Raw genomic sequence first — 19,319 nt, 5'->3', positions numbered from 1 at the left:
CTTCCTCAGATGGGGGGCAGCCGGCGGCGGATGACGCGGAAGCGCTCGGCCAGGCGCGTGGGGGCGAGGCCTCCGGCCTCGGCTTGGGCGACCAGCTGCGCGTGGACGAGCTCGTCGCCGAAGCTGTCGGACTGCGAGGCGTGCTGCCTCAGGGCGGCGATCTTGACGGGGGTGAACTCGGTGACGTCGACGGTGCGGTCGGGGTCGGGGTGCCCCATCAGCCACACCTCGTCGACCTGCCAGGGCGGTAGGCCTTCCTCGACGAGCAGTTCCGGATGCTCGTACGGGTTCTCCGCGTCCGGGTACACGGCGCACAGAGCGGCTTCGCCCGCGGCGAGGTGGTCCGGGTGGTAGGGGGCGAGGGCGTCCCAGCCGCGCGAAGGGGAGTGGAGCACCACGCGCCCCGGTCGGACCTGGCGGATGACCCGCGTCAGGTCCCGGCGCAGGGCGGTGCTCACCGTCAGGCGGCCGTCCCGGTAGGGCCGACCTGCCTCGGACGTGGTGCCGTCGCCGGTGGCGCCGAGGTCGTCGAGGTAGAGGTCGTTGAGGAAGCGTACGTCCCGTACGCCCAGGGTCCGCGCTGCGGCGATCTGCTCGGATCGGCGTCGTGCGGGCAGCTCGTGGCGGGGCTCTCCCGGCGCGGCGCTCCCCGCATCGCCGTCCGTTATCACGCAGAGGACGACATCGCTGCCGCCCGCTGCCCACTTGGCGATCGTGCCGCCGGCGTAGAAGTCGACGTCGTCCGGATGCGCCGCCACCGCGAGCACCGTGTCCCGTGTCGGGTGGCGAACAGTGTGAGACATGGGTCGTCCGTTCGTGTGGGTACGGGTGTGGGCCTCAGTACGGGGCCACTCCGCCGTCGACGTCGAGCATCGAGCCGGTGATGTCCGCGCCCGCGTCCGAGGCGAGCAGCACCGCCATCGCGGCGACACCCGCGGCCGTGACCGGGCGTTTCAAGGCGTTGGCCGATGTCCACTGGGAGATCCACTGCTCTGAAGTGATCCCGGTCCGGTCGGCGTAGGCGCGGGCCACCTCTGCCAGGTTGTCCGTCCGGATCAGGGCGGGGCAGATCGCGTTGACGGTGATGCCGTCGGTGCCGACCTCCGCCGCCAGTGACTTGGTGAACCCGTGAACGGCGTGTTTCGCGGTGCAGTACGCGGTGAGCAGCGGGGTGGGCACCTTTCCCGCGGCCGAGGAGATCGTGATGATCCGGCCCGTGCCTCGGGGTGCCATGTGGCGCACGGCCGCGCGGGAGGCCCGGAAGACCGCGTCCAGGTTCCACCGCAGGGTGTACTCCCAGTCTTCGTCCTGCGTGTCGGCGACGGGGCCCACGCTGCGGGCGCCGCCCGCGTTGTTCACCAGGACGTCCAGTCGGCCGTACTCGGCCACCGTGCGCTCGACGAGTTCCCCGGCGGCGTCGCCGCGTGTCACGTCGGCCTCCGAGAACCGGACGTGGTCGCGCGCGGCGAACGTCGCCAGGGCTCGTCGTCCCCGTTCCGCGTCCCGGCCGTTGATGACGACGCGGGCGCCGTCGCGGACGAACTCCTGTGCGATGGCCAGGCCGATCCCGGCGGTTCCTCCCGTGATCAGGGCGGTCTTCCCCCGCAGTGCCGTCACAGCGACTCCTGCCACGCGCGCACGGTCATGACGTCCGCGTGCATCGGGAAGACCCGTTCGACGAGGACGGTGTGGACGGTCGTGTCGAGGTCGACGCAACCGTCGGAGAGCACCACCTGCCGGTATTGCAGGTCGCCCGCCGCGCGTACGGTGGACAGGACCGCTCCGCCGGTCGAGATGCCGGCCAGGACGAGGGTGTCGATGTCCTGGGACCGCAGCAGGAGGTCGAGGTCGGAGCCGGTGAACGCGCTGATCATGCGCTTGGTCACGACGAGTTCGCCCGGCAGCGGCGCGACGGCGGGGTGGGCCAGGCTGTCGGGGTTGTCCATGACGAGGTGGTCGGTACCGCGGAACGGGGCGAACGCCTTGTCCCCCGTCCGGATCTCGGGGTGTCCGGGGCGGAACGCGACGTGCACGTGGATCACGGGCACGTCGGCCGCGCGGGCCGCCGCGAGCGCGGACCCGGCCGTGGACAGGTAGGGCTCGGGGGCGGGGAGTTGGTTGACGATGTGCCGCTGCACGTCCATGAGCAGCAGTGCCTGCTTGGCCATCGGGCCTCCTTCGGAAGAGGTTCTCAACGGGTGTCCGGTGTGGGGACCGGGATCGGTCACCAGACGAGGGGAAGCAGCCTCCGTCGGCCGCGGGCGTACTCCTCGTATCCGGTGATCTTCATCAGCAGGCGCTCCTCGGTACGGATCCGCCAGACGAAGGCGGGTGCGAGGAGCGCCAGGAAGGTGACCACACTGAGGACGTTGAGCTGGTAGAGGGTCATGCCCAGGTGCATCAGCAACGCCCCGGTGTAGGCCGGGTGACGTACGAACCGGTACGGGCCGTGCGTCACCGCCTGGTGGTCCTCCAGGGTGCGGACGCGGCGCGAGTAGAAACGCCCCAGTGTGCGGATGGCCCGGTGCCGCAACACGACACCGGAGATCACGAGTAGGCCCGGCAGGACCACCCAGAGCTGCCAGTGGGTCCAGGAGACGGGCCACAGCAGCGCGCAGGCCACGTGGACGAGTCGGGCGCAGGCGATGGCCTGCCCGGTGCCGCGGTCGTCGCTGCGCGCCTCGGCGCCACGGCTGTTGAGGGCGACACGCGATTCGAAGACGAGGAGCATCGCGAGGTACGCCAGCGCGAGGCCGACGGTGCCGAAGCGGCCCGCCGCGTCCTCGAAGCCCAGGTTCCAGACGATGGCGACGACCGTGACGACGACGGAGCCCAGGAAGGGGATCTGGGTGGGGATGCGTTGCAGAAAGTTCATCGGTGTCCTTGTTCAGTCGGCGGAGGGCGGGTGGGACCCGTTCGGTCCGGGAGGAGCCGGGGCGAACAGGGGCGAGCCCGCGACGTATCGGCCGAACCGCTCCGCCGCGTACGGCGGGACGTCCGTGAACGTCGCCCTCAAGGCCGGGCGGGACGGCCCGTAGCAACTGCCGGCGGTGAGGACGAAGCCGTCGCGCGCGAGGGCCTCCCGCGCGGTCTTCTCGTCGGTTCCGGGCGCCAGTGGCAGGAGCGCATGGGGACCGGTGTCGGGGACGAGCGGGGCATAGGGCTCTCCCACCGCCGCGCCGAAGACCTGGACGGCGGTTCGTGCCCGGCCGGTCACCCACGCTGCCAGGTCTTCCAGGCCCCCCTCGGCCGCGAACAGCGCCCAGGCGCGTTGCCACGGCTGGGGCGGCGTCGTGGCGATCATCTCCGGACGGGCCCGTGCGAAGTAGTCCGGGCTGTGGACCCACCCGATCCTGGCCCCCAGCCCGGCGATCTTGTGCAGCCCGCCCACCAGGTCCGCTCCTTCCGGGCGTGTGGCCGTGGGGGCGTACCAGTGGTAGGCGCAGTTGACGACGACGCGGTGGCCCTGCGCGATGCGGTCGGTGAGCAGGCGGAGTTCGGCGTGGGTCAGGGTGCGCCCGTCCGGGTTGCGTGCCGGGTGGGTCAGCCACAGGGCGGAGCCCGCCGGCAGTTCACCCTGGAGGAGGTGCTCCCAGCTGAGGTGCAGCAGGCGGCTGCGGCCGTCCCGCAGAGCGAAGGTGGCGCCGTCGAAGCCGGGCCGCTCCATGACGATCACCCGCTCCGTCCGTGCGTAGGTCAGGGCGGCCGCGCGTACCCCGGAGGTGATGGTGAGGTGCGCCGGGTCCAGGCCGAGGACGCGTCCGAGCTGCTCGCGGAGCGACTCGTCCCCCTGCCAGGCCCGCTCGGTCCAGGAGTCGGCGGCCCGCGTCGCGCGGCGCAGGCAGTCGCCCCACAGTGCCCGTGCCCGCGGTGACCAGGTGGGGCTGCGCCCGGTGAGGTCGGTCAAGCTCCACGCCCGGCGAGTCGGCGGGCGAGGGCGACGCTCGCGGGTGTGACGTGCCCGTCCAGGGTCGGCAGGAAGACCTCCGGCCGGGCGGCTTCGGCTTCGGCCGACATGTCGAGGCGTACCACCGCCGCGTCCCCGAGACGCACCAGTACGAGGCCGGGGGCGATGGTCTCCCGTGTGATCTCGCCGTCGGGCACCGGCTCGTCGGGCGCGGCGTCCGGCCAGGCGGAATCGGGGAGCAGGCGCCAGCACCGGTCCCGGCCGCCCGCCATCGGGGCCGGCGCGGCGTGCGGGCGGTGTGCCAGGCGGGGCCGCAGGTCGGCTTCGAAGTAGTGGGCGGCCCAGCGGGCGACCTCCTCCGGGGCCACCGTGCCCCGGGCCGTTTCGTCGGTGCGCGCGTGCGCTCCGAAGTGTGCCCCGCGCACGCCGCTCGGCAGGCCGGTCGGGCGCAGCGGGCGTCGGCCGCTCGTCAGCCGCGGCGCACCGGCGGGAAGGCCGTAGACCACGTCCGTCGCCGCCAGAAGCTGTTCCAGGGCGTGGAGCGCCCCCGCGATCCGTACGGTCTCGACGACCGAGGTCCAGTCGACGGTGGCGTCGTCGACCAGGAGGTGGATGTCGTTGACGTCCTTCATGGACAGCCGGGTGTCGCCGAGCGCGTGCGCGGCGATGAGCGCGAGCGCGGTCTCCGTCGCGGGCACCCGTACCCGTGCGCCCAGGACGGTGCGGTCCTGCCAGCCGACGAGTGGCATGCGGCCCGCGTACCCCACCGAGTACGCGCCGAAGTGGATGTCCACGCGGGAGACCGGTCGTGTCCCGTCCCGCAGCAGCAACCCGAGCTGCCCGTAGACCAGTCCCGCCTCGTCCTTCTTGATCCAGGGGAACTCTTTGAAGTCCCAGCACCAGCCTCGGCGGCGCAGGGCGGACGCGAGGTGAAGCGCGCCGGTGAGATCCGGGGCGTGCACGTCGACGTCCCCGACGTGACGCGACTCGGGCCACGGGTAGAGGGGCTGCTGTGCCATGCCCTTCATCAGTCGCAGGCCGCCGGCCGCGACGAGCCGTACGACGTCCCGGACGGGCTCTGCGGCGGTCGCGTGCCGCCGCCGCTCGTGGTCGTCCGTGTCGGTGATCAGTTCACGCAGGTGCCGGACACGCGGGCCACCGGAGGTGCCGTCGAGGCGGTGGCGTGCCAGACGTACGACCTTGGAGTGCACCAGATGGGTGTGCAGACGATCCGGGTCCAGGTGCCCGAGGTCCACCTCGGCGAGTACGTCGCTCGGGTGCGGATCCCCGTGCGGCCGGTACCCCAGCCGGCCCAGGACGGTGACGGCATGCCAGTAGATTTCGTTGTCTGTCATCAGATGGTTTCTCTCCGAGATGGTGGGGCGGTGGTGGCCACGGTGTTCGGTGCCTCAGGGCCGGCCGTCGGAGCCGCCCGGGAGGGCGGGAAGCCCGGCCGTGCGGGGACTGAAGAACATCGAGGTGCCCAGCACCGCCGAGGACCAGTCGTCCAACGGCGCACCGATCCCGCTCATCACCCGCTGTACCCAGGCGATGTCCAGGGGCGGGGCCTCGGGGTCGAACCGGGCCGACAGCAGCGCGGCGTACCGGCCGCCGCTCAGGTGCCGGGGCAGGAAGGCGCCGAGACGGCCGCCGGTCTCCGGGTCGGCGAGCCGGCCGTCGGCGGCCAGGCGGAGGGCTTCCGCCTGCCCCTCGGAACCCAACGGCTCCCACAGCTCGGTGACGAGCCGGGCGCGCAGCTCGCTCAGCACCTCGGGGAACCCCCGCTCCTCGCGTCCCCGTGTGCTCTCCAGCAGGCAGAGGTACCCGTCCAGTCGGTCCGGTGACCGCCATGACGGCTCCCCGCCGGCCCGGTCCGCGAGGAGCATCGACGACTCGCGTGCGGCCAGTTCCGGATCGTCCGACGCGTGCAGGAGGCTCAGCACGGTGTTGACGGCGCCGAAGTCGTGCCGGATGCAACCCGGGGTGGCGTCGGCCGGATGGGAGGGGCCCTTGATCGTCTTGAGGCGCCGGTACCAGTCCTCGATCGGACCGGGGTCCGGCTCCGACGGTGCGAGCCGCAGGGCGATGGAGGTCCCGAGCCGGTAGCGCGTGTCGAGGGCGCGGTACCGGTACGCGTGCGTCGAGGAGACGAGCTGCTGTTCGTACAGGCCGTCGAGGTGGACGGGGGTGATCTCGGCGGGGCACCAGCCCACGACGCGCAGGCCGCTCGCGCGGAGCCGTTCCAGGATGGGGCGGGCCAGGTGCCTGCGGACGGCGTCGGGGGCGATCACGCTGAACATCGCCGACTGCCAGGGCCGTACGCGCTCGGGTCCCGGCCTTGGGGTGCGCGTCGTCGAGGGGCCGCCGAGGGTGGGAGGAGGAGTGGATGCCGGCAAGGGTGGTCCTTCGTTCGGGGGCGGAGGTGCGTCGCACGGGCGACGGGAGTCAGGTGACGAACCGGCGGTACCAGGGGAGGTGCCGGATCAGGTCCCGGTCGGCGGTCGGCCCGGGGTCCAGGGCGAGCGCCGACCAGAGCGCGTCGCTGTGGAACCAGTGGTCCAGCGCCGTCAGGGACAGCTGGCGCGATGCCCAGGGGGTCAGGACTCCGACGCTGTCCTCCGCCTCGTCCAGTGACATGCCCGGACTCAGCAGCGGCAGCCCGAGGCCGGAGGCGAGCATCGTGATCAGGTCGCCCGCGCGTACCGGCTCGCGGTGACCGGCGTGGTGCACGGCGGGACCGGGCAGCCGCCGGGGGTCTCGCACGTACGCGGTGACGACGCGCGAGAGATCGTCCGCCGAGATCATCGACAGGCGTGCCGTCCCGTCGTTCAGCACGTGGGGTATGTCCCGCAACTGGCGGATGAGGCCGGGGACGAACCATCGGTCCCCCGTGCCGTACATGAACACGGGGCGCAGGACGACACCCCCCGCCGCCAGCACGGCCCGCTCGCCGGCGAGGCGGGTGGCGCTCGTGTGCGAGACGGGCGCCGGCGTCCCCTCGTCCGGTGTGCGCAGGTGGTGCGGGCCGCGACCGTAAACGGCGGCGGTGCTCATCGACAACACGTGCCCGACTCCGGCGGCCCGGGCCTGTCGGGACAGCATGGTGGTGCCCCGGGCGTTCACCGCCTCGCACAGGGTCGGGTCCGCACCCACGTAGGACGCGCAGTGCAGGACGACGTCCATGCCGTCGCAGACGCCGTCCAGGGTCTCGGGGCGGGACAGGTCCGCGGAAACACGGGCGTCGGCACCCTCGGGCGGCCGGGTGGACGGACGGACCAGAGCGGTCACGTGCAGCCCGGGATCCCGCGCCAGGCGGCGCAGTACGTGGCCTCCGACGAATCCGGAGCCACCGGTCAGCAGGATCTTCATGAGCGATCGGGGCCCCTCAGTACGCGGTAGAGGTCGGGTGGCAGTACCAGGCTGCGGAAGCGGAGCGATCCGACTCGTGCTCCGGCGCTCACCAGGTCGACGTCGCTGAACATCCGCCGGCCGAGGAGACGCGGGCCCCTGGAGTGCAGGTCGATCTCCTCGCTCCGGTCGAGGGGGCGCGCGACGGTGGCGTCGACCCCTTGGAGGACGAGGGTGTCCTCGAACCCCACACCGGCGATGACGTGACTCATCATGGTCACGAACTCCCTTCCGGCCTCGACCAGTTCTTGCAGGGCATGGGTCCGGCGGTGCTGTTCGACGCCGAGGGCCGATGTCGCCAGGGTGAGGTACCTGCAACGGTGGACGCCGTCTCGCTCGTACAGCGGGCCGACCGCGATGTTCTCCACGTGCCGGCGGTGGACCAGGGCCGCCGGAGCGCGCGGGAGCGTGCCGGGAGGCGCCGCCGGCGATCGGATCGCGGGTGGGGCGTCGACGCACGGGATGCGCGTCGCGCGCCCCGCGCAGATGACGCGGCTGCCCTGCGTCACCCGGACGGTGAGGTGCCGTCCCTCACCGTCCTCCGCCTCCGACCGCAGGTGCACGTCCTCGTCGAGCAGGCCGAACCGGGGAAAGTCGAGGTTCAGGGAGTGGACGTAGGGTGCCTCCCGCTGCCCGGGGGCGGTGGCCGCCGGGAGCCGCTCGGTGGCCTTGACCACCGCGTCCACGAGGAACAGACCCGGTACGTGGTCGAGTTCGTGGTCGAAGAGGAAGGGATGGCCCGTGTCCACCCGCAACCGGAGCGTCTCGGTCGTCCGTGCGGTGCTCATCGCCGGTGTCGCCGCCTCGCGATGAGTCGCGCGATGCGCGTCGCGTCACGGCCGACCCCGTAGAGGATCGACGAGCTCGCCGTCGTCTGGAAGCGCAGCCCCAGGTGGTAGAGCCCGGGTTCGGCGCTCACTCCCTGCCGGTGGAGGGGCCGGTCGAGGGCATCGAGTACGGGCAGTCCGAGCCAGCTGAAATCACTGTCGTAGCCCGTGGCCCAGACGACGCTCCCGGGGGTGAGCCGTTCGCCGCCTTCGACGACCACGCTCGTGCCCCCACTGACCCCCACGGCCCGGCCGGTGAAGCGTATGCCCTCGTGCTCGGTCAGGTGCGCGAGGGAGGGACCTATCGACGAGTCACTGGTGGCCCGCGCCAGCTTGGCTCCGATGGGAGTGCGGGTGTCCATCTCCCAGAAGCCCAGACGGTCCAGCCACCGCAGCACGTCGTCGGTCTCGTCGAGGTCGTGGCCCTTCGGCACCGACGTGGCCTGCTCCGCCATCCGGTGCAGCAGGGCCCGGACCTCCGTGCCCGTGGCTCGGCGCGGCAGCCGAGCGTTGCCGCCCCGGCACACGGTGACCTCATGCGCCGGGGACAGCTGCCGTGCCACGTCGATGCCGGAGTTGCCGGACCCGACGACGACGACAGGGCCGTCGGGAACCTCGTCCGGGCTCCTGTACGCGTGCACGTGCGTCTGGTGGACGTCCGGTCCGAGACCGGAGGCGAAGACCGGGGTCCGGGGCTTCTGGTAGGCCCCGGTGGCGACGACGACGTTCCGCGCGATCCACTCGCGTCGTTCCCCACCCGGATCCGTCAGCGCCCCGACGAGGAATCCGCCGTCGTGCCGGCGTACGTCCACCACCTTCGTCCGCCATTGGACCGGCGGGCGTACGTACGCGGCGTAATCCTCGAGGTAGCGCACCGTGTCGTCGCGGTCCGAGAACGCGTCCGGTTCGCCCGGATAGGAAAGCCCCGGCAGTGAGTTCATCCAGTTGGGGGTGATCATCCCCAGGCCGTCGTACCGATTGCGCCACGCGTAGCCGATTCCGTCGGCACCGTCGACGATGAAATGACGGACACCGGCGTTCCGCAGTTCATGGCTCATGGCCAGACCCGCCTGACCGCACCCGATGACCAGAGTTTCGATCTCTTCTGTCATTGCGGCTTCTCTTCGTTCCTGGGAGGTGCAGGGGAGTCGTCCACGGTGCCGGCGCCCGTTGCGCCGTCGGCAAGACCCGCCGCCTTCCACCACTGGTCGTACCGACGCGTCCCGTCTCCGAATATCGCGAACGTTCCCTCGTGGATCCGCCCGTCCGACCATTTCAGGACGTGGACGCCGTCGAAGCTGAGGAGATCGGCCGCCGCCCGGCTTTCCGGACGCGACCCTTCACGGCGTGCGCGGGTGGAGAAGAGGTCGATCGACAACTGTCTGTCCTGGTCGATCAGGATCGTCGACATGTCCGTTTCCAGGGACCCGCCGGAGACGTCTCGAACGGTGCGCAGGAAACGGATGGTGTCGTCTATTCCGTGACGCCATCCGGAATGGACGGACCGTCCGGGCGTGAGGAAGCGGACGTCCTCCGCCCAGAAGGTGGTGATGTGGTCCTTGTCCAAGGTGGCGAGGGCCTCGTAGGCCGCACGCACACGCTGCTCGGTGAGTTTCATCCCGCCCGTCACCCCGCTGCTTCCGGGTGGTTCCGCAAGGCGGCACGCCGCGCTTCAGAGGGGCTTCGCACGCCGGCGACGAGCAGGTATCCGAGCTCCCAGACCGGCAGGAGGTCGCTCCGGTCGTAGTGCGCCGCGCGTTCACCGAACCTGTCACGGAACTCCCGGCCCTGCGCGATCTCTCCCATGCGCAAGATCGTCGGCGGCATGGTCGCCTCGGTGATGTCGAGTTGCTCCGCGAAGACGAACCCCGCGTTCTGGAAGAGCCGGGGATAGAAGTCGGATTTCGCCAGCCTGCTCAGGTTGAATTCACGACAGTAGCGCTCGACGGCGGGCTGCTTCTCCGGTGGTATGGGGGACCGCTCGAAGAAGTCACTGAGAACGATCCGACCGCCGGGACGCAGGACCCTGGCGGCATAGGTGAGCGCCGCGTGTCGGGCTTCGATGTGAATGAACGACTCCAGGGCCAGGACCGCGTCGAAACTCGACTCCGCGAAGGGAAGCGGCCGTGTCGCATCACAGAGCCGGAAGGAGACCCGGTCGCTCAGCCCTTCTTTCTCCGCCAGAGCCGTGGCCTGCCGCACCTGATCGGAACTCACCGTGATCCCGACCACCTCGGCGCCGGTCGCCTTGGCGATGTGGACCGCAGGGCCTCCCGCGCCGGAGCCGATGTCCAGGATCCGCTGCCCCGGCCGCACGTGGAGCCGACGCGCGAATTCGTCCGTCAGGCGCCGGCTCGCCCGGGCCAGTTGCTCATATGGAGTCCCGCCGTCCCCGTCCCGGTCGCCTTCTTCCTGATCCGTGCTCCAGAATCCGAAGTGCAGGTCGTCACCGAACAGTTCACTGTGCAATTCGACCGTTTCGTCATAGGCCGCACCGACGCGGTCGGGTTGGGGCGCAGCGATGAGATTCATGTTCCAACCTCTGATCGGAGGTTCCCGGTGACGGGTGCCATTCGTGTTTACCGACGTTCCACATTGTTTCCCGGCCGGCGGATCCGAGGAGGAGCCCAACGCCCCCTTTCCGTCGGGACGGTTTGCATTCGAATTCCGAGGGGGTGTCAACCTTCGGCAACTCGCCGCGTGGTCGGCCGGGGTGTTTGCGGCATGGCCGTCCTGGACTGCATGGTCCTGGCGGTGCACGTGTGCGAGCGGCGCCTGGAGCGGCACGTGCTGCGGTGGAAGCCCTGAGGGCCGTCCTGCGGGGTCGTCCTGTGTGGGTCCGGTTCCGGGCCGGGCGGCGGGACGGTCGTCCGGCCACCGCCTTCAGGAGCGGATGACGGCGAGGTCGGCGAGGCCCGTCTCGTTGGCCACCAGGGCCGCCTGGGTCCGGTTCTCCAGCTGGAGCTTGTGGAGCAGCCGCGACACGTACGTCTTCACGCTGGCCGGGGAGAGATGGAGCTCCGTCGCGATCCGGGCGTTCTCCCATCCACGCCCCAGGAGTTGGAGCACCTGTCGCTCGCTCGGGTTCAGGAGCTGGATCCTGCCGTGGTGGGCCGCGAACCGCGGCACGGGGCGGGGGCCGTCCGTGCCTACGAGCCCCAGGAGCACGTCGTCCCCGATCGCGTATCCCCCGACGAGTACGTGCCGCAGTACCGCCTCCAGCAGTTCCGCGTCCAGCGTGCGGGTGACGAAGCCCTGTGCTCCGGCTTCCAAGGCCTCCGCCATGCCGTCGGGACCGGGGAGCTCGCCGAACAGCACCAGCCGTGGCGGCCTGTCCATAAGGACGCCTCGCCGGTCCGGGCTCAGCCCGACCGACCGGGCCAGATCCATCTCCATGAGGAGGATGTCCGGGGAGGCCGAACGGATGAGCCGATCGACGTCCGTCGCGGATTCGGCCTCGCCGACCACGTCGAACCCGCATTGTCCCGTCAGCAATTTGCGCAGACCCGTCCTGAAGATCATTTCGCGGTCGGCGACGAGAACCGACGCCCTTTCCCGGGCGTGACCGGGAATGCCGTCGGGAGGCGAGTACTTCACGAAGGTGGTCGTCATGGGAGGGTCTTACCGAGACGTTTCCGCCGGGAGCCGCTGCGGTCTTCGAACAGCCGTCACAGGTCTTCGCTTTCAACGGAATGAAATCTTTGCCGGCCGAATGGTGGGTCCCGCACGAACGCCAGGACGACGACTCGGACGCGTCGGGCTTCCGCCGGCCCGCCGGTCGGCGGAACCGGCCGCTGACCCCTGATCCTTCCTGCCGGGCCTCGGCACCGCCATCTACCAAGGACCTGTTCACGACGGGACCAAAGTCCCGCGCGAGGGCGCGGCGGGGGTACCGTCCCGCATGGTCGGACGAATACGGGCCGGCTCTCCTCCGGGACTCTGCCCCCGACGAACGCCGCTCCGGAAAAAGGCGTCTGATGGACAGTCGATGTCATCCTTCGGATGTCGAGGATCCTCCTTCGGCCATCTTCGGGTCCCGCCTTCCTCTGCATACGCTGGGCGGGAAAACCCTGCCGGTCGGATGCCCGACCTTTCATTCGAGAACAGGCCCACCCGTGAACCAAGGCCCGCCTTTCCCGCACGTCGAGTCACGAACGGAGCCGCGGAGCGGCGCGATTCCGTTTCCCCCCGGTCGCTCCGCCGCACGGGGAAGCTCATGACCGCGGACACGTGGCAGGCGCTCCGACGGCCGGCGGAGCACCTGCTGCGCGCCGGCGCGCGGCCGCTGAGCGACCGGGCACAGGATGCGGCCCTGGTCGTCATCGTCGCGCTGGCGAGCACAGGGGTGCTGACGGTCAGCCACACGACAGGCCTCACCCACTCCTACGGCCTGAGCCTGCTGTTCTCGCTGGGAGCGGCGACCACCCTGTTCTGGCGGCGCACCCGCCCGGAGCTGTGCGTTCTGTTCGCCGTGCTGGCCACTTCCGCCTCCGACGAGGCGAGCGCGCTGATCGCGGCATCCTACGCGGTCGGGCTCTACGGTGGCAGGACGCGCGGGCCGCTCATGGCGGGCGTCGCCCTTCTGTACCTCCTGTCACGGTCCCTGACCGGCGAGGTCGTCGCCGACCCGACGTGGCGTGCGTACATGCTTGTCCTCTGCGCGCTGCTGCCCGCCTTCTACGGGAACATGGTGCGCCGTCAGCGCGCGGTGAAGCAGCAGCTGCGGGAACAGTTGTCGCACGCGGAAGCCGCCACCGAACACGCGGTGCGCTTCTCGATCCTGGAGAGACGCACCCGGCTGGCGTTCGAGATCCACGACACGGTCGGGCACCACACCACCTTCCTGGTGCTGCGGGCCTCGGCGGCGGAGCGGGAGCCCGGCCTGTCGTCGAAGGCGGCCGCCGCTTTCCACGACGTACAGGAGGAGGCCATCGCCGTCATGCACGAGTTGCGCCGGGTCATCGCGGTGTTGCAGGAGGACGAGGACCCGTGCGCGAGCGGCGGCGCGTTCTCCGTGGACCTCACCTGCAACGAGTTCTTGGAATCGCTCACCCGCAACATGCGCGCGGTGGGCATGCGGGCCTCCTACACGGTCGAGGGACCGGTCCGCCCGCTGGGCAGGGCGACCGAATCGCTCTTGTACCGCGTCAGCCGGGAGGCGCTCACCAATGCCGCGAAACACGCGCCGGGGGCCCCGGTCCGGCTGTCCCTGGCGTTCGCCCCGCGGACCGTCTCCCTCGTCGTCCGCAACGGCCGCCCCCTGCAACGACCCGTGTACGTCGGGGACTCCGGCGGCCTGGGCCTGCGCAGCATGCGCGACGCCGTCCACGCGGTCGGCGGCAGGTTCGAGGCCGGTCCGTCCGAGGACGGCGGGTACCGGACCGCAGCCGTGATCGAGCTGCCCGTCGGCAGCGTCACCGAGTAGGGGTGCGTTCCATGACCATTCGCGTCGCGATCGTCGACGACCAGGCCATCATCCGGTCGGGCCTGCGCATGATGTTGGAGACGTCGGCCGACTTCGAGGTCGTCGCGGAGGCCGTGGACGGTGCGGACGCCATCGACCGGGCCCGGACCCACGAACCGGACGTCGTGCTGATGGACCTGCGCATGCCGAACGTGGACGGGATCGCCGCCACCCGAAGGCTGCGCGAGCTGGAGCGCCCTCCCAGGGTCTTGATGTTGAGCACCTACAGTTCGGACGCGCGGGTCCTCGACGCGCTCGATGCGGGCGCCGACGGTTTCCTCCTCAAGGACCTCAGGGCGGAGGAGTTGTTGTCGGCGCTGCGCGTGGTCGTCTCCGGGGGCCGGGTCTTCGCTCCGGACGTGCTGCGGAACCTGGTGCGCCGGGCCGTGCGCCGCGTCCCGGTCCGGGTCGGCGAGGTCGACGCCAAGGTCGCCGCGCTGAGCGAGAGCGAGCGCAAGGTCCTGGCCCTCCTCGGGCTGGGCATGACCAACGAGCAGATCGCCCGGGAACTCCATCTCGCCGGAGCGAGCGTGAAGACGTACGTCTCGCGGACCCTGGCCAAGCTCGGGCTGGAAAACCGCACCCAGGCCGCGGTCCTCGCCTACAAGGCCGGCCTCGGCTGCCCCGTGCCGAGTGAAGCGGCCCCGGGCGCGCCGAGGTGAAGGCGCCCTGAGGTAACCGGCGGCATCTGCTCCGGGAGGGGGAACCAACCGGCGAGGGCGGGGAGCCGGTGGGGCGGTGGGTTGATCACGTCTCTTCCTCGGGGCACGGAAGTGGGGCGGCCCTGGTCGGGGGGCCGCCCCACGAGGTGGGTCGCCGGTCAGCAGGAGGGCTTGCTGCCGTGGTTGGAACCCTTCCTGCGGCGGGCCCTCTTCTTGCGTGCGCGCTTGGACATGAGGGCGTATCCCTTCAGGCGGTGTGGCCGACCAGGAGGTCGGCGAGCTTGTTGAGGCGCTTGACGGTGCGGTCCTCGGTGGCGGCGGGGGCCGGGGCGACGCGCTCGGAGCGGTCGTAGTAGGCGCCGTTGACGATCTCGGTGGCCGGGTCGCAGAGCCGTACGACGTGCCCGGCGCCCTCGGCGGCCGGTGTGCCCTCGGTCCCGTACAGCGGGAGGAGGCCGGTCTCACAGACGCCGGGGTGCACGGAGACGGCGGTGACCCGCGGGTCGGCGGCGAAGACGGTCAGCGCGAGCTGTGACTGGGCGTACGCGGCGAGGCGGGAGTAGCGCCGCACCCGCTGGGGGTCGTTCCACTGGATGGCGCCGGAGCGGTGGAGCGTCGAGGAGACGTTGACGACGCGCCCGCCGGGGTCGGAGGTGAGGGCGGCCGCCAGGAGACCGGTCAGCAGGTAGTGGGCGAGGAAGTTGACCTGGAAGGAGATCTCGTTGCCGTCGGTGGTCAGGGTGTGGCGCTCGGGTGCGGCGATGGCCGCGTTGTTGACGAGGACGTCCAGGCGCGGGTGGTCGCGCGTGACGGCGTGGGCGAGGTTCTCGACCTCCTCCAGGCGGGTGAAGTCGGCGGCGAGCGGGCGCACGGCGGCGCCGGCGATGCCGGTGGTCGAGACCAGCCGGTCGGCGGCGGCCCGGGCCTCCTCGGGGGTGCGGCCGTGGAGGAGGACGGTGGCGCCGAGTTCGGCGAGCCGGCGGGCGGTCTCGTAGCCGATGCCGGAGGTGGCGCCGGTGACGAGGACGGTACGTCCGGACAGGGTTGAAGGCATGTCGGATTCCTGGAGGCGAGCAGGGCCGAGGGACCCGGGGCACCGCGAAGGGCGGGCCGGGGTTCGGCTCATGCGGGTGATGGTGAGGGTGCGTACAGGGCGCGGGCCGGTCCCATCGGGGGACGGCGGCGGGTACGCGGATGACGCGCGGCCGGTGTCAGAGGGCCGGGCGGACGGCGGGCGCCGTCGGCCACACCGTATTCGGTGGCCGATCGTCGTGGCGCGGACCGCTGTTCATGACCACATCCCAGCGCACCCGGGCCGGGGGGACAAGACGGCGAACGCGTCCTTGACGGTCTTCTGATGCGCGCAGGGTGACGGGCCCCAGCTCGTCCGTGCAGGTCATCAGTACCGCGTCAAAGATCACAGGCCATGCGGAAGGAACGCGTCAAGGAGCGTTGCCGGGGTCGTCTTCCGGTCACAGACTGGCTTCGCGACGGAGCCGGGTGACGGTCCGGTGGCGCGCGACTGGAGGGCGGAGACCTGAACTCCGCCGGGACAGCGCATGGTTCAGCCCGTGGGGGGTCCGTACCGATGCGACCGCGCGCCGGTCAACCGTCGCACGCCATATGAGCCGTCCGGCTCTCCGGTGTGGGGGCACCGGGGCCGGACGGCTCATATGCGCCCGCCGCCGGCCGGTCGCGGCGCGGGCGCCGCCGCTCCAGGCTTCGCCGCCCTTCCCCGCCGGGCCGGGGAGAACCGGTCGTCGGCCTGCGTGATGCCCCGCCGGTGACGGCAGCCCGCTGAGGAGCCGTATGCGGCCCTGCCCCGTAGGGGAGTCGAGGCACTCGCAGCGCACCCGCCGCGACAGCCCTACGAGGAAAGCGCCGCAATGAAAATACATTTTCGCGTCAAGAAGCGTGTGGAATCCAGCGCTCCGGAGTGCGGAATATGGAATTCGCTCCTCCGGGGAAGTTGCGCAAGTTCTTCGTGTGTGGCGCACATCACTTCCGCGGTGTTGGACGGGAATCAGGATGAGTGTTTTTATACGGAGGGCCCGCAGGGGCTGTTCGACCCGCCAGTGAGCCGTAGACCCGCCTTTTAGTCCGGGTTACGGAACGCCGGGCGGGAAGTTACGCTCATTCCGGGAGTGGGGGGCTTCCGTGGGGTGGATGAACTCGCGTACGAGTTCATTTCCCTTCGGCTGGACGGCGGCCTTCACCTCCGCGTTGCCACATGCTTCGGGACTTCCCGAGCCGACGACTAGGACAGCGATGAAGGCACGTAGGACGATGCTCCGGACTGTTGGCGCGGCCATGGGCGCGGGCGCCCTGGCCTGGTTCGCCATCGCCGGTGGTGTGACCGGCGGTGCGGGTGCGGACGGCGCCTCGATGAAGGCGATCGCCGACGAAGGCCCTGGTTATGCCATCGAGGACTTCGGCTACCCGAACGCCGACAAGATCCTCGCAGAGCGCGGGATTACGCTGAAGCGGGGCGACGGTCACATCGTCCTCGCCGACTGCGGGGGTGCGACCGACCTGCTCGAGGTGTGGTCCCGTGCGAACGAAAAGATCTGCTTCAAGGTCACCGGAAACACGGGTTACCTGACCCTGGAAATCCCGGCCGTATTCGCCGTCAAGGGCAACAGTTACTCGGCGAAGGTCGACATGACCACGGGCTCCGAGGGGAAGACGTTCGACGTGAACAAGAACGCGTGGACCCCAGTGGGCGAGAGTGCGGACGAGCAGGGTCGTGATTTCATGCTGATGGAAATCCGGACTGCCAAGTAATATCGGCACGGCATCGGATGGTAAAGCCCTGTCGGGATGCCACTCCTTGTTTCTTCACGCCGAATCCGATCTTCCGCGGACCGCGCCCTACGGCCATCACGCGACGGCGGGCCCGGTCAGGCCACGGTATCGGACGCGACCGGGCCGCGGCGTGCCGCTCCTGCGCCGCCGAGCAGTAATCGCGACAGCACTCCCGACCGATTCCCACGCACCTGCTCAACCGAAGGAACCTCCATGTCCGTTTCCCGTCCGCGCTCGGCGCGGATCTCCGGTCTGCTCGTCACGGCCATCGCGGTCTCGGCGGGCCTGATCACCTCGGCCCCCGCCCTGGCGGTGACGGGCCCCGAGGCCGCCGCCGGACAGCTCGCCTCCGTCGTCAGCCTGACCATCGGCGACGAGGCCCACTCCCGCGGCTGCACCGGCACTCTGGTCGACCAGACGTGGATCGCCACTGCGGCGAGCTGCTTCGCGAGTACCCCCGGCGCGCCGGTCGAGGCGGGCAAGCCCACGCTGAAGAGCATCGCCACCCTCAGCGACGGCAAGACCGTCGAGGTCGTCGACCTGGTGCCCCGGACGGATCGGGACCTGGTCCTCGCCCGCCTCGCCTCCCCCGCCACCGGTATCGCGGGCATCAAGCGCGCGGCCTCCGCGCCGGTCGCCGGTAGCGACCTGACCGCCGCCGGGTTCGGCCGGACGAAGACGGAGTGGGTGCCCGGCAAGCCGCACACCGGTACTTTCACCCTCGGCAGCGCCGATGCCACGACGTACGCCATCACCGGCAAGGGCACCGACGCGCTGTGCAAGGGCGACACCGGCGGCCCGCTCCTCAACGCCGCCGGTGAACTCGTCGGCGTCAACTCCCGTTCCTGGCAAGGCGGATGCCTCGGTGCTCCGGCCACCGAGACCCGCACCGGCGCCATCACCGCGCGCACCGACGACCTCAACGACTGGGTCCAGCAGGTACGGGCCCTGACGGCAGGCTGGAAGGCCGAGACCCTCGTCCAGGCCGGCACCAACCTCTACCAGGGCATCCGCCTGCCCGACGGTTCCTGGACCGGCTTCACCGATGTCCAGGCCAAGGCCGGGAACATCGGCGGCGTACGGACGGCCGCGGTCGCCGGCATCAACGGCGACACCCACGTGGTGGCGCTCGGCGGTGACGGACGCATCCACCACACCATCCGCAAGGCGGACGGAACCTGGGGCTCCTTCGGTGACGTCAACGAGGCGGCCAGCGCCCTGAGCAACGTCACCCAGGTCTCCGCCGTGTCCATCGGCACCGACCTCCACGTCGTGGCCGTCGCGGGCGGCAAGGTGTACCACACCGTGCGGAACGCAACCGGCAACTGGACCGCCTTCGGTGATGTCGCCGGGGCCGCGGGCCCCATCGGCACCGTCACCTCCGTCGCGACCGCCGGCGCCGGCGGCGAGCTCCACGTCACGGCCGTCAGCGGTGGCAAGGCCTTCCACACCGTCCGTCGCACCACCGGCCACTGGACCGGGTGGGGCGACGTCGCCGGGGCGGCCGGCGCCACCGGTCCCATCACGTCCGTGGCCATGGCCGGTGCGGGCAGCGACGCGCACATCGTCATCGCCACGGACAACGGCACCAAGCAGTACCACTCCGTCCGCTACGGCAACGGCACCTGGGCTCCGTTCGGTGACCTGAAGGACTACCTCGGCGCCGTGACGGCCAGGTCCGTCGCCGCGGGCACCGTCGACGGAGAGCTCCAGCTCGCGGTGACCACCGCCGACAACCGGATCGTGCACACGATCCGCCACACCGATCGCACCTGGGGTCCGACCGTGCCGGTCACCACCCCGGGCATCACCGGAACGCTTGGCTCTATCTCCCTCGCCGGCACCCTCTGACACCCGGGCCGGCCTCTCGCGGCGCCCCCGGCGCCGCGGGGGCCGGCCTGCGGTCGTGCAGCGCATCCCGAAGGAACCTTCATGCCGCTTTCCCGTCCGCGCCCGGCGCGGATCTCCGGCCTGCTCGTCACCGCCATGGCGGTCTCGGCGGGCCTGATCACCTCGGCCCCCGCCCTGGCGGTGACCGGCGCCGAAGCCACCGCCGGACAGCTCCCGTCCGTCGTCAAGCTGAACCTCGGTGACGAGGCCAACTCCCGTGCCTGCACCGGCACCCTGGTCGACCCCTCGTGGGTCGCCACCGCCGCGAGCTGTTTCGCGAGTACGCCCGGTACGCCGGTCGAGGCCGGCAAGCCGTCGTTGAAGGCGACCGCGACCCTCAGCGACGGCAGGTCCGT

At 71.0% G+C, this 19,319-nt stretch carries 19 protein-coding genes; 5 read left to right on the top strand and 14 right to left on the bottom strand.

The genetic code is table 11. The annotated features are described in order from the left end of the window. Positions 1 to 5 precede the first annotated feature (5 nt). The 13 genes from ABZW32_RS21620 to ABZW32_RS21560 form a co-directional block, all read right to left on the bottom strand. A complete protein-coding gene (locus ABZW32_RS21620; RefSeq protein WP_356218111.1) occupies positions 6 to 803 on the bottom strand; it encodes a PIG-L deacetylase family protein in 798 nt (265 codons plus the stop codon). 34 nt (positions 804 to 837) lie between these two features. Next, on the bottom strand, positions 838 to 1,632 hold the full coding sequence (locus ABZW32_RS21615; RefSeq protein ID WP_356218109.1) for an SDR family NAD(P)-dependent oxidoreductase: 795 nt from the start codon (positions 1,630 to 1,632) through the stop codon (positions 838 to 840). Next, positions 1,614 to 2,168: an isochorismatase family cysteine hydrolase gene (locus ABZW32_RS21610; RefSeq protein ID WP_356218107.1), complete on the bottom strand. Its 555-nt coding sequence runs from the start codon at positions 2,166 to 2,168 to the stop codon at positions 1,614 to 1,616. Before ABZW32_RS21610 ends, ABZW32_RS21615 begins: the two co-directional genes overlap by 19 nt. A gap of 56 nt (positions 2,169 to 2,224) precedes the next feature. Next, positions 2,225 to 2,875, bottom strand: a complete 651-nt coding sequence (locus ABZW32_RS21605) for an isoprenylcysteine carboxylmethyltransferase family protein (protein WP_356218105.1) — start codon at positions 2,873 to 2,875, stop codon at positions 2,225 to 2,227. 12 nt (positions 2,876 to 2,887) lie between these two features. Further along, positions 2,888 to 3,907, bottom strand: a complete 1,020-nt coding sequence (locus ABZW32_RS21600; RefSeq protein ID WP_356218104.1) for an aminotransferase class I/II-fold pyridoxal phosphate-dependent enzyme — start codon at positions 3,905 to 3,907, stop codon at positions 2,888 to 2,890. Beyond that, positions 3,904 to 5,262 (bottom strand): nucleotidyltransferase family protein, encoded by a 1,359-nt coding sequence (locus ABZW32_RS21595; RefSeq protein ID WP_356218102.1) that lies wholly within the window; start codon positions 5,260 to 5,262, stop codon positions 3,904 to 3,906. The genes ABZW32_RS21600 and ABZW32_RS21595 overlap by 4 nt, the downstream gene beginning before the upstream one ends. A gap of 54 nt (positions 5,263 to 5,316) precedes the next feature. Continuing rightward, a complete protein-coding gene (locus ABZW32_RS21590; protein ID WP_356218101.1) occupies positions 5,317 to 6,207 on the bottom strand; it encodes a nucleoside-diphosphate kinase in 891 nt (296 codons plus the stop codon). Between the two features lie 145 nt (positions 6,208 to 6,352). Further along, the gene (locus tag ABZW32_RS21585; protein WP_356218099.1) at positions 6,353 to 7,276 is read right to left on the bottom strand and encodes an NAD(P)-dependent oxidoreductase; all 924 of its coding nucleotides are present in this window, start codon (positions 7,274 to 7,276) and stop codon (positions 6,353 to 6,355) included. Beyond that, positions 7,273 to 8,103 (bottom strand): AfsA-related hotdog domain-containing protein, encoded by an 831-nt coding sequence (locus ABZW32_RS21580; RefSeq protein WP_356218098.1) that lies wholly within the window; start codon positions 8,101 to 8,103, stop codon positions 7,273 to 7,275. The genes ABZW32_RS21585 and ABZW32_RS21580 overlap by 4 nt, the downstream gene beginning before the upstream one ends. After that, positions 8,100 to 9,254 carry an NAD(P)/FAD-dependent oxidoreductase gene (locus ABZW32_RS21575; RefSeq protein ID WP_356218097.1) on the bottom strand — a complete coding sequence of 385 codons (1,155 nt, stop codon included), beginning with the start codon at positions 9,252 to 9,254 and terminating at the stop codon, positions 8,100 to 8,102. Before ABZW32_RS21575 ends, ABZW32_RS21580 begins: the two co-directional genes overlap by 4 nt. Then, a complete protein-coding gene (locus ABZW32_RS21570; RefSeq protein WP_356218095.1) occupies positions 9,251 to 9,760 on the bottom strand; it encodes a nuclear transport factor 2 family protein in 510 nt (169 codons plus the stop codon). The genes ABZW32_RS21575 and ABZW32_RS21570 overlap by 4 nt, the downstream gene beginning before the upstream one ends. Positions 9,761 to 9,768: 8 nt before the next feature. After that, on the bottom strand, positions 9,769 to 10,674 hold the full coding sequence (locus ABZW32_RS21565) for a methyltransferase domain-containing protein (protein ID WP_356218093.1): 906 nt from the start codon (positions 10,672 to 10,674) through the stop codon (positions 9,769 to 9,771). A 351-nt stretch (positions 10,675 to 11,025) separates the two neighbouring features. Further along, the gene (locus ABZW32_RS21560) at positions 11,026 to 11,754 is read right to left on the bottom strand and encodes a response regulator transcription factor (RefSeq protein WP_356218092.1); all 729 of its coding nucleotides are present in this window, start codon (positions 11,752 to 11,754) and stop codon (positions 11,026 to 11,028) included. A 604-nt stretch (positions 11,755 to 12,358) separates the two neighbouring features. On the opposite strand from ABZW32_RS21560, the gene ABZW32_RS21555 reads away from it, so the two are divergent. Together ABZW32_RS21555 and ABZW32_RS21550 are read left to right on the top strand one after the other, a co-directional pair. Next, positions 12,359 to 13,567, top strand: coding sequence for a histidine kinase (locus ABZW32_RS21555; RefSeq protein ID WP_356218090.1), 1,209 nt, complete (start codon positions 12,359 to 12,361; stop codon positions 13,565 to 13,567). Between the two features lie 11 nt (positions 13,568 to 13,578). Further along, complete coding sequence (locus tag ABZW32_RS21550) at positions 13,579 to 14,268, top strand: response regulator transcription factor (RefSeq protein ID WP_356218088.1); 690 nt, start codon at positions 13,579 to 13,581, stop codon at positions 14,266 to 14,268. A 247-nt stretch (positions 14,269 to 14,515) separates the two neighbouring features. Here ABZW32_RS21550 and ABZW32_RS21545 read toward each other — a convergent pair whose 3' ends face one another. Beyond that, entirely contained in the window at positions 14,516 to 15,322 is an 807-nt protein-coding gene (locus ABZW32_RS21545; protein WP_356218087.1) for an SDR family NAD(P)-dependent oxidoreductase, read from the bottom strand. Positions 15,323 to 16,536: 1,214 nt separating this feature from the next. On the opposite strand from ABZW32_RS21545, the gene ABZW32_RS21540 reads away from it, so the two are divergent. The 3 genes from ABZW32_RS21540 to ABZW32_RS21530 all read left to right on the top strand — a co-directional run. Beyond that, on the top strand, positions 16,537 to 17,052 hold the full coding sequence (locus ABZW32_RS21540; RefSeq protein WP_356218184.1) for a hypothetical protein: 516 nt from the start codon (positions 16,537 to 16,539) through the stop codon (positions 17,050 to 17,052). Between the two features lie 234 nt (positions 17,053 to 17,286). Further along, positions 17,287 to 18,924: a trypsin-like serine protease gene (locus ABZW32_RS21535; RefSeq protein WP_356218086.1), complete on the top strand. Its 1,638-nt coding sequence runs from the start codon at positions 17,287 to 17,289 to the stop codon at positions 18,922 to 18,924. A gap of 81 nt (positions 18,925 to 19,005) precedes the next feature. Then, a partial coding sequence (locus ABZW32_RS21530) for a trypsin-like serine protease (RefSeq protein WP_356218085.1) occupies positions 19,006 to 19,319 on the top strand: 314 nt, incomplete at its 3' end.

The sequence above is a fragment of the Streptomyces sp. NPDC004667 genome, assembly GCF_040609475.1.
GTDB lineage: Bacteria > Actinomycetota > Actinomycetes > Streptomycetales > Streptomycetaceae > Streptomyces.
Note: the sequence above shows the minus strand (reverse complement) of the source record. Positions and strands in the feature narration are given on the sequence as shown.

Bases quoted from the DNA above. Each gene is read 5' to 3' on its own strand.
- ABZW32_RS21580 (WP_356218098.1), bottom strand. From the start codon at position 8,103: ATGAGCACCGCACGGACGACCGAGACGCTCCGGTTGCGGGTGGACACG.
- ABZW32_RS21575 (WP_356218097.1), bottom strand. From the start codon at position 9,254: ATGACAGAAGAGATCGAAACTCTGGTCATCGGGTGCGGTCAGGCGGGT.
- ABZW32_RS21545 (WP_356218087.1), bottom strand. From the start codon at position 15,322: ATGCCTTCAACCCTGTCCGGACGTACCGTCCTCGTCACCGGCGCCACC.
- ABZW32_RS21585 (WP_356218099.1), bottom strand. From the start codon at position 7,276: ATGAAGATCCTGCTGACCGGTGGCTCCGGATTCGTCGGAGGCCACGTA.
- ABZW32_RS21605 (WP_356218105.1), bottom strand. From the start codon at position 2,875: ATGAACTTTCTGCAACGCATCCCCACCCAGATCCCCTTCCTGGGCTCC.
- ABZW32_RS21560 (WP_356218092.1), bottom strand. From the start codon at position 11,754: ATGACGACCACCTTCGTGAAGTACTCGCCTCCCGACGGCATTCCCGGT.
- ABZW32_RS21565 (WP_356218093.1), bottom strand. From the start codon at position 10,674: ATGAATCTCATCGCTGCGCCCCAACCCGACCGCGTCGGTGCGGCCTAT.
- ABZW32_RS21595 (WP_356218102.1), bottom strand. From the start codon at position 5,262: ATGACAGACAACGAAATCTACTGGCATGCCGTCACCGTCCTGGGCCGG.
- ABZW32_RS21555 (WP_356218090.1), top strand. From the start codon at position 12,359: ATGACCGCGGACACGTGGCAGGCGCTCCGACGGCCGGCGGAGCACCTG.
- ABZW32_RS21590 (WP_356218101.1), bottom strand. From the start codon at position 6,207: ATGTTCAGCGTGATCGCCCCCGACGCCGTCCGCAGGCACCTGGCCCGC.
- ABZW32_RS21535 (WP_356218086.1), top strand. From the start codon at position 17,287: ATGTCCGTTTCCCGTCCGCGCTCGGCGCGGATCTCCGGTCTGCTCGTC.
- ABZW32_RS21540 (WP_356218184.1), top strand. From the start codon at position 16,537: ATGAAGGCACGTAGGACGATGCTCCGGACTGTTGGCGCGGCCATGGGC.
- ABZW32_RS21620 (WP_356218111.1), bottom strand. From the start codon at position 803: ATGTCTCACACTGTTCGCCACCCGACACGGGACACGGTGCTCGCGGTG.
- ABZW32_RS21550 (WP_356218088.1), top strand. From the start codon at position 13,579: ATGACCATTCGCGTCGCGATCGTCGACGACCAGGCCATCATCCGGTCG.
- ABZW32_RS21570 (WP_356218095.1), bottom strand. From the start codon at position 9,760: ATGAAACTCACCGAGCAGCGTGTGCGTGCGGCCTACGAGGCCCTCGCC.
- ABZW32_RS21610 (WP_356218107.1), bottom strand. From the start codon at position 2,168: ATGGCCAAGCAGGCACTGCTGCTCATGGACGTGCAGCGGCACATCGTC.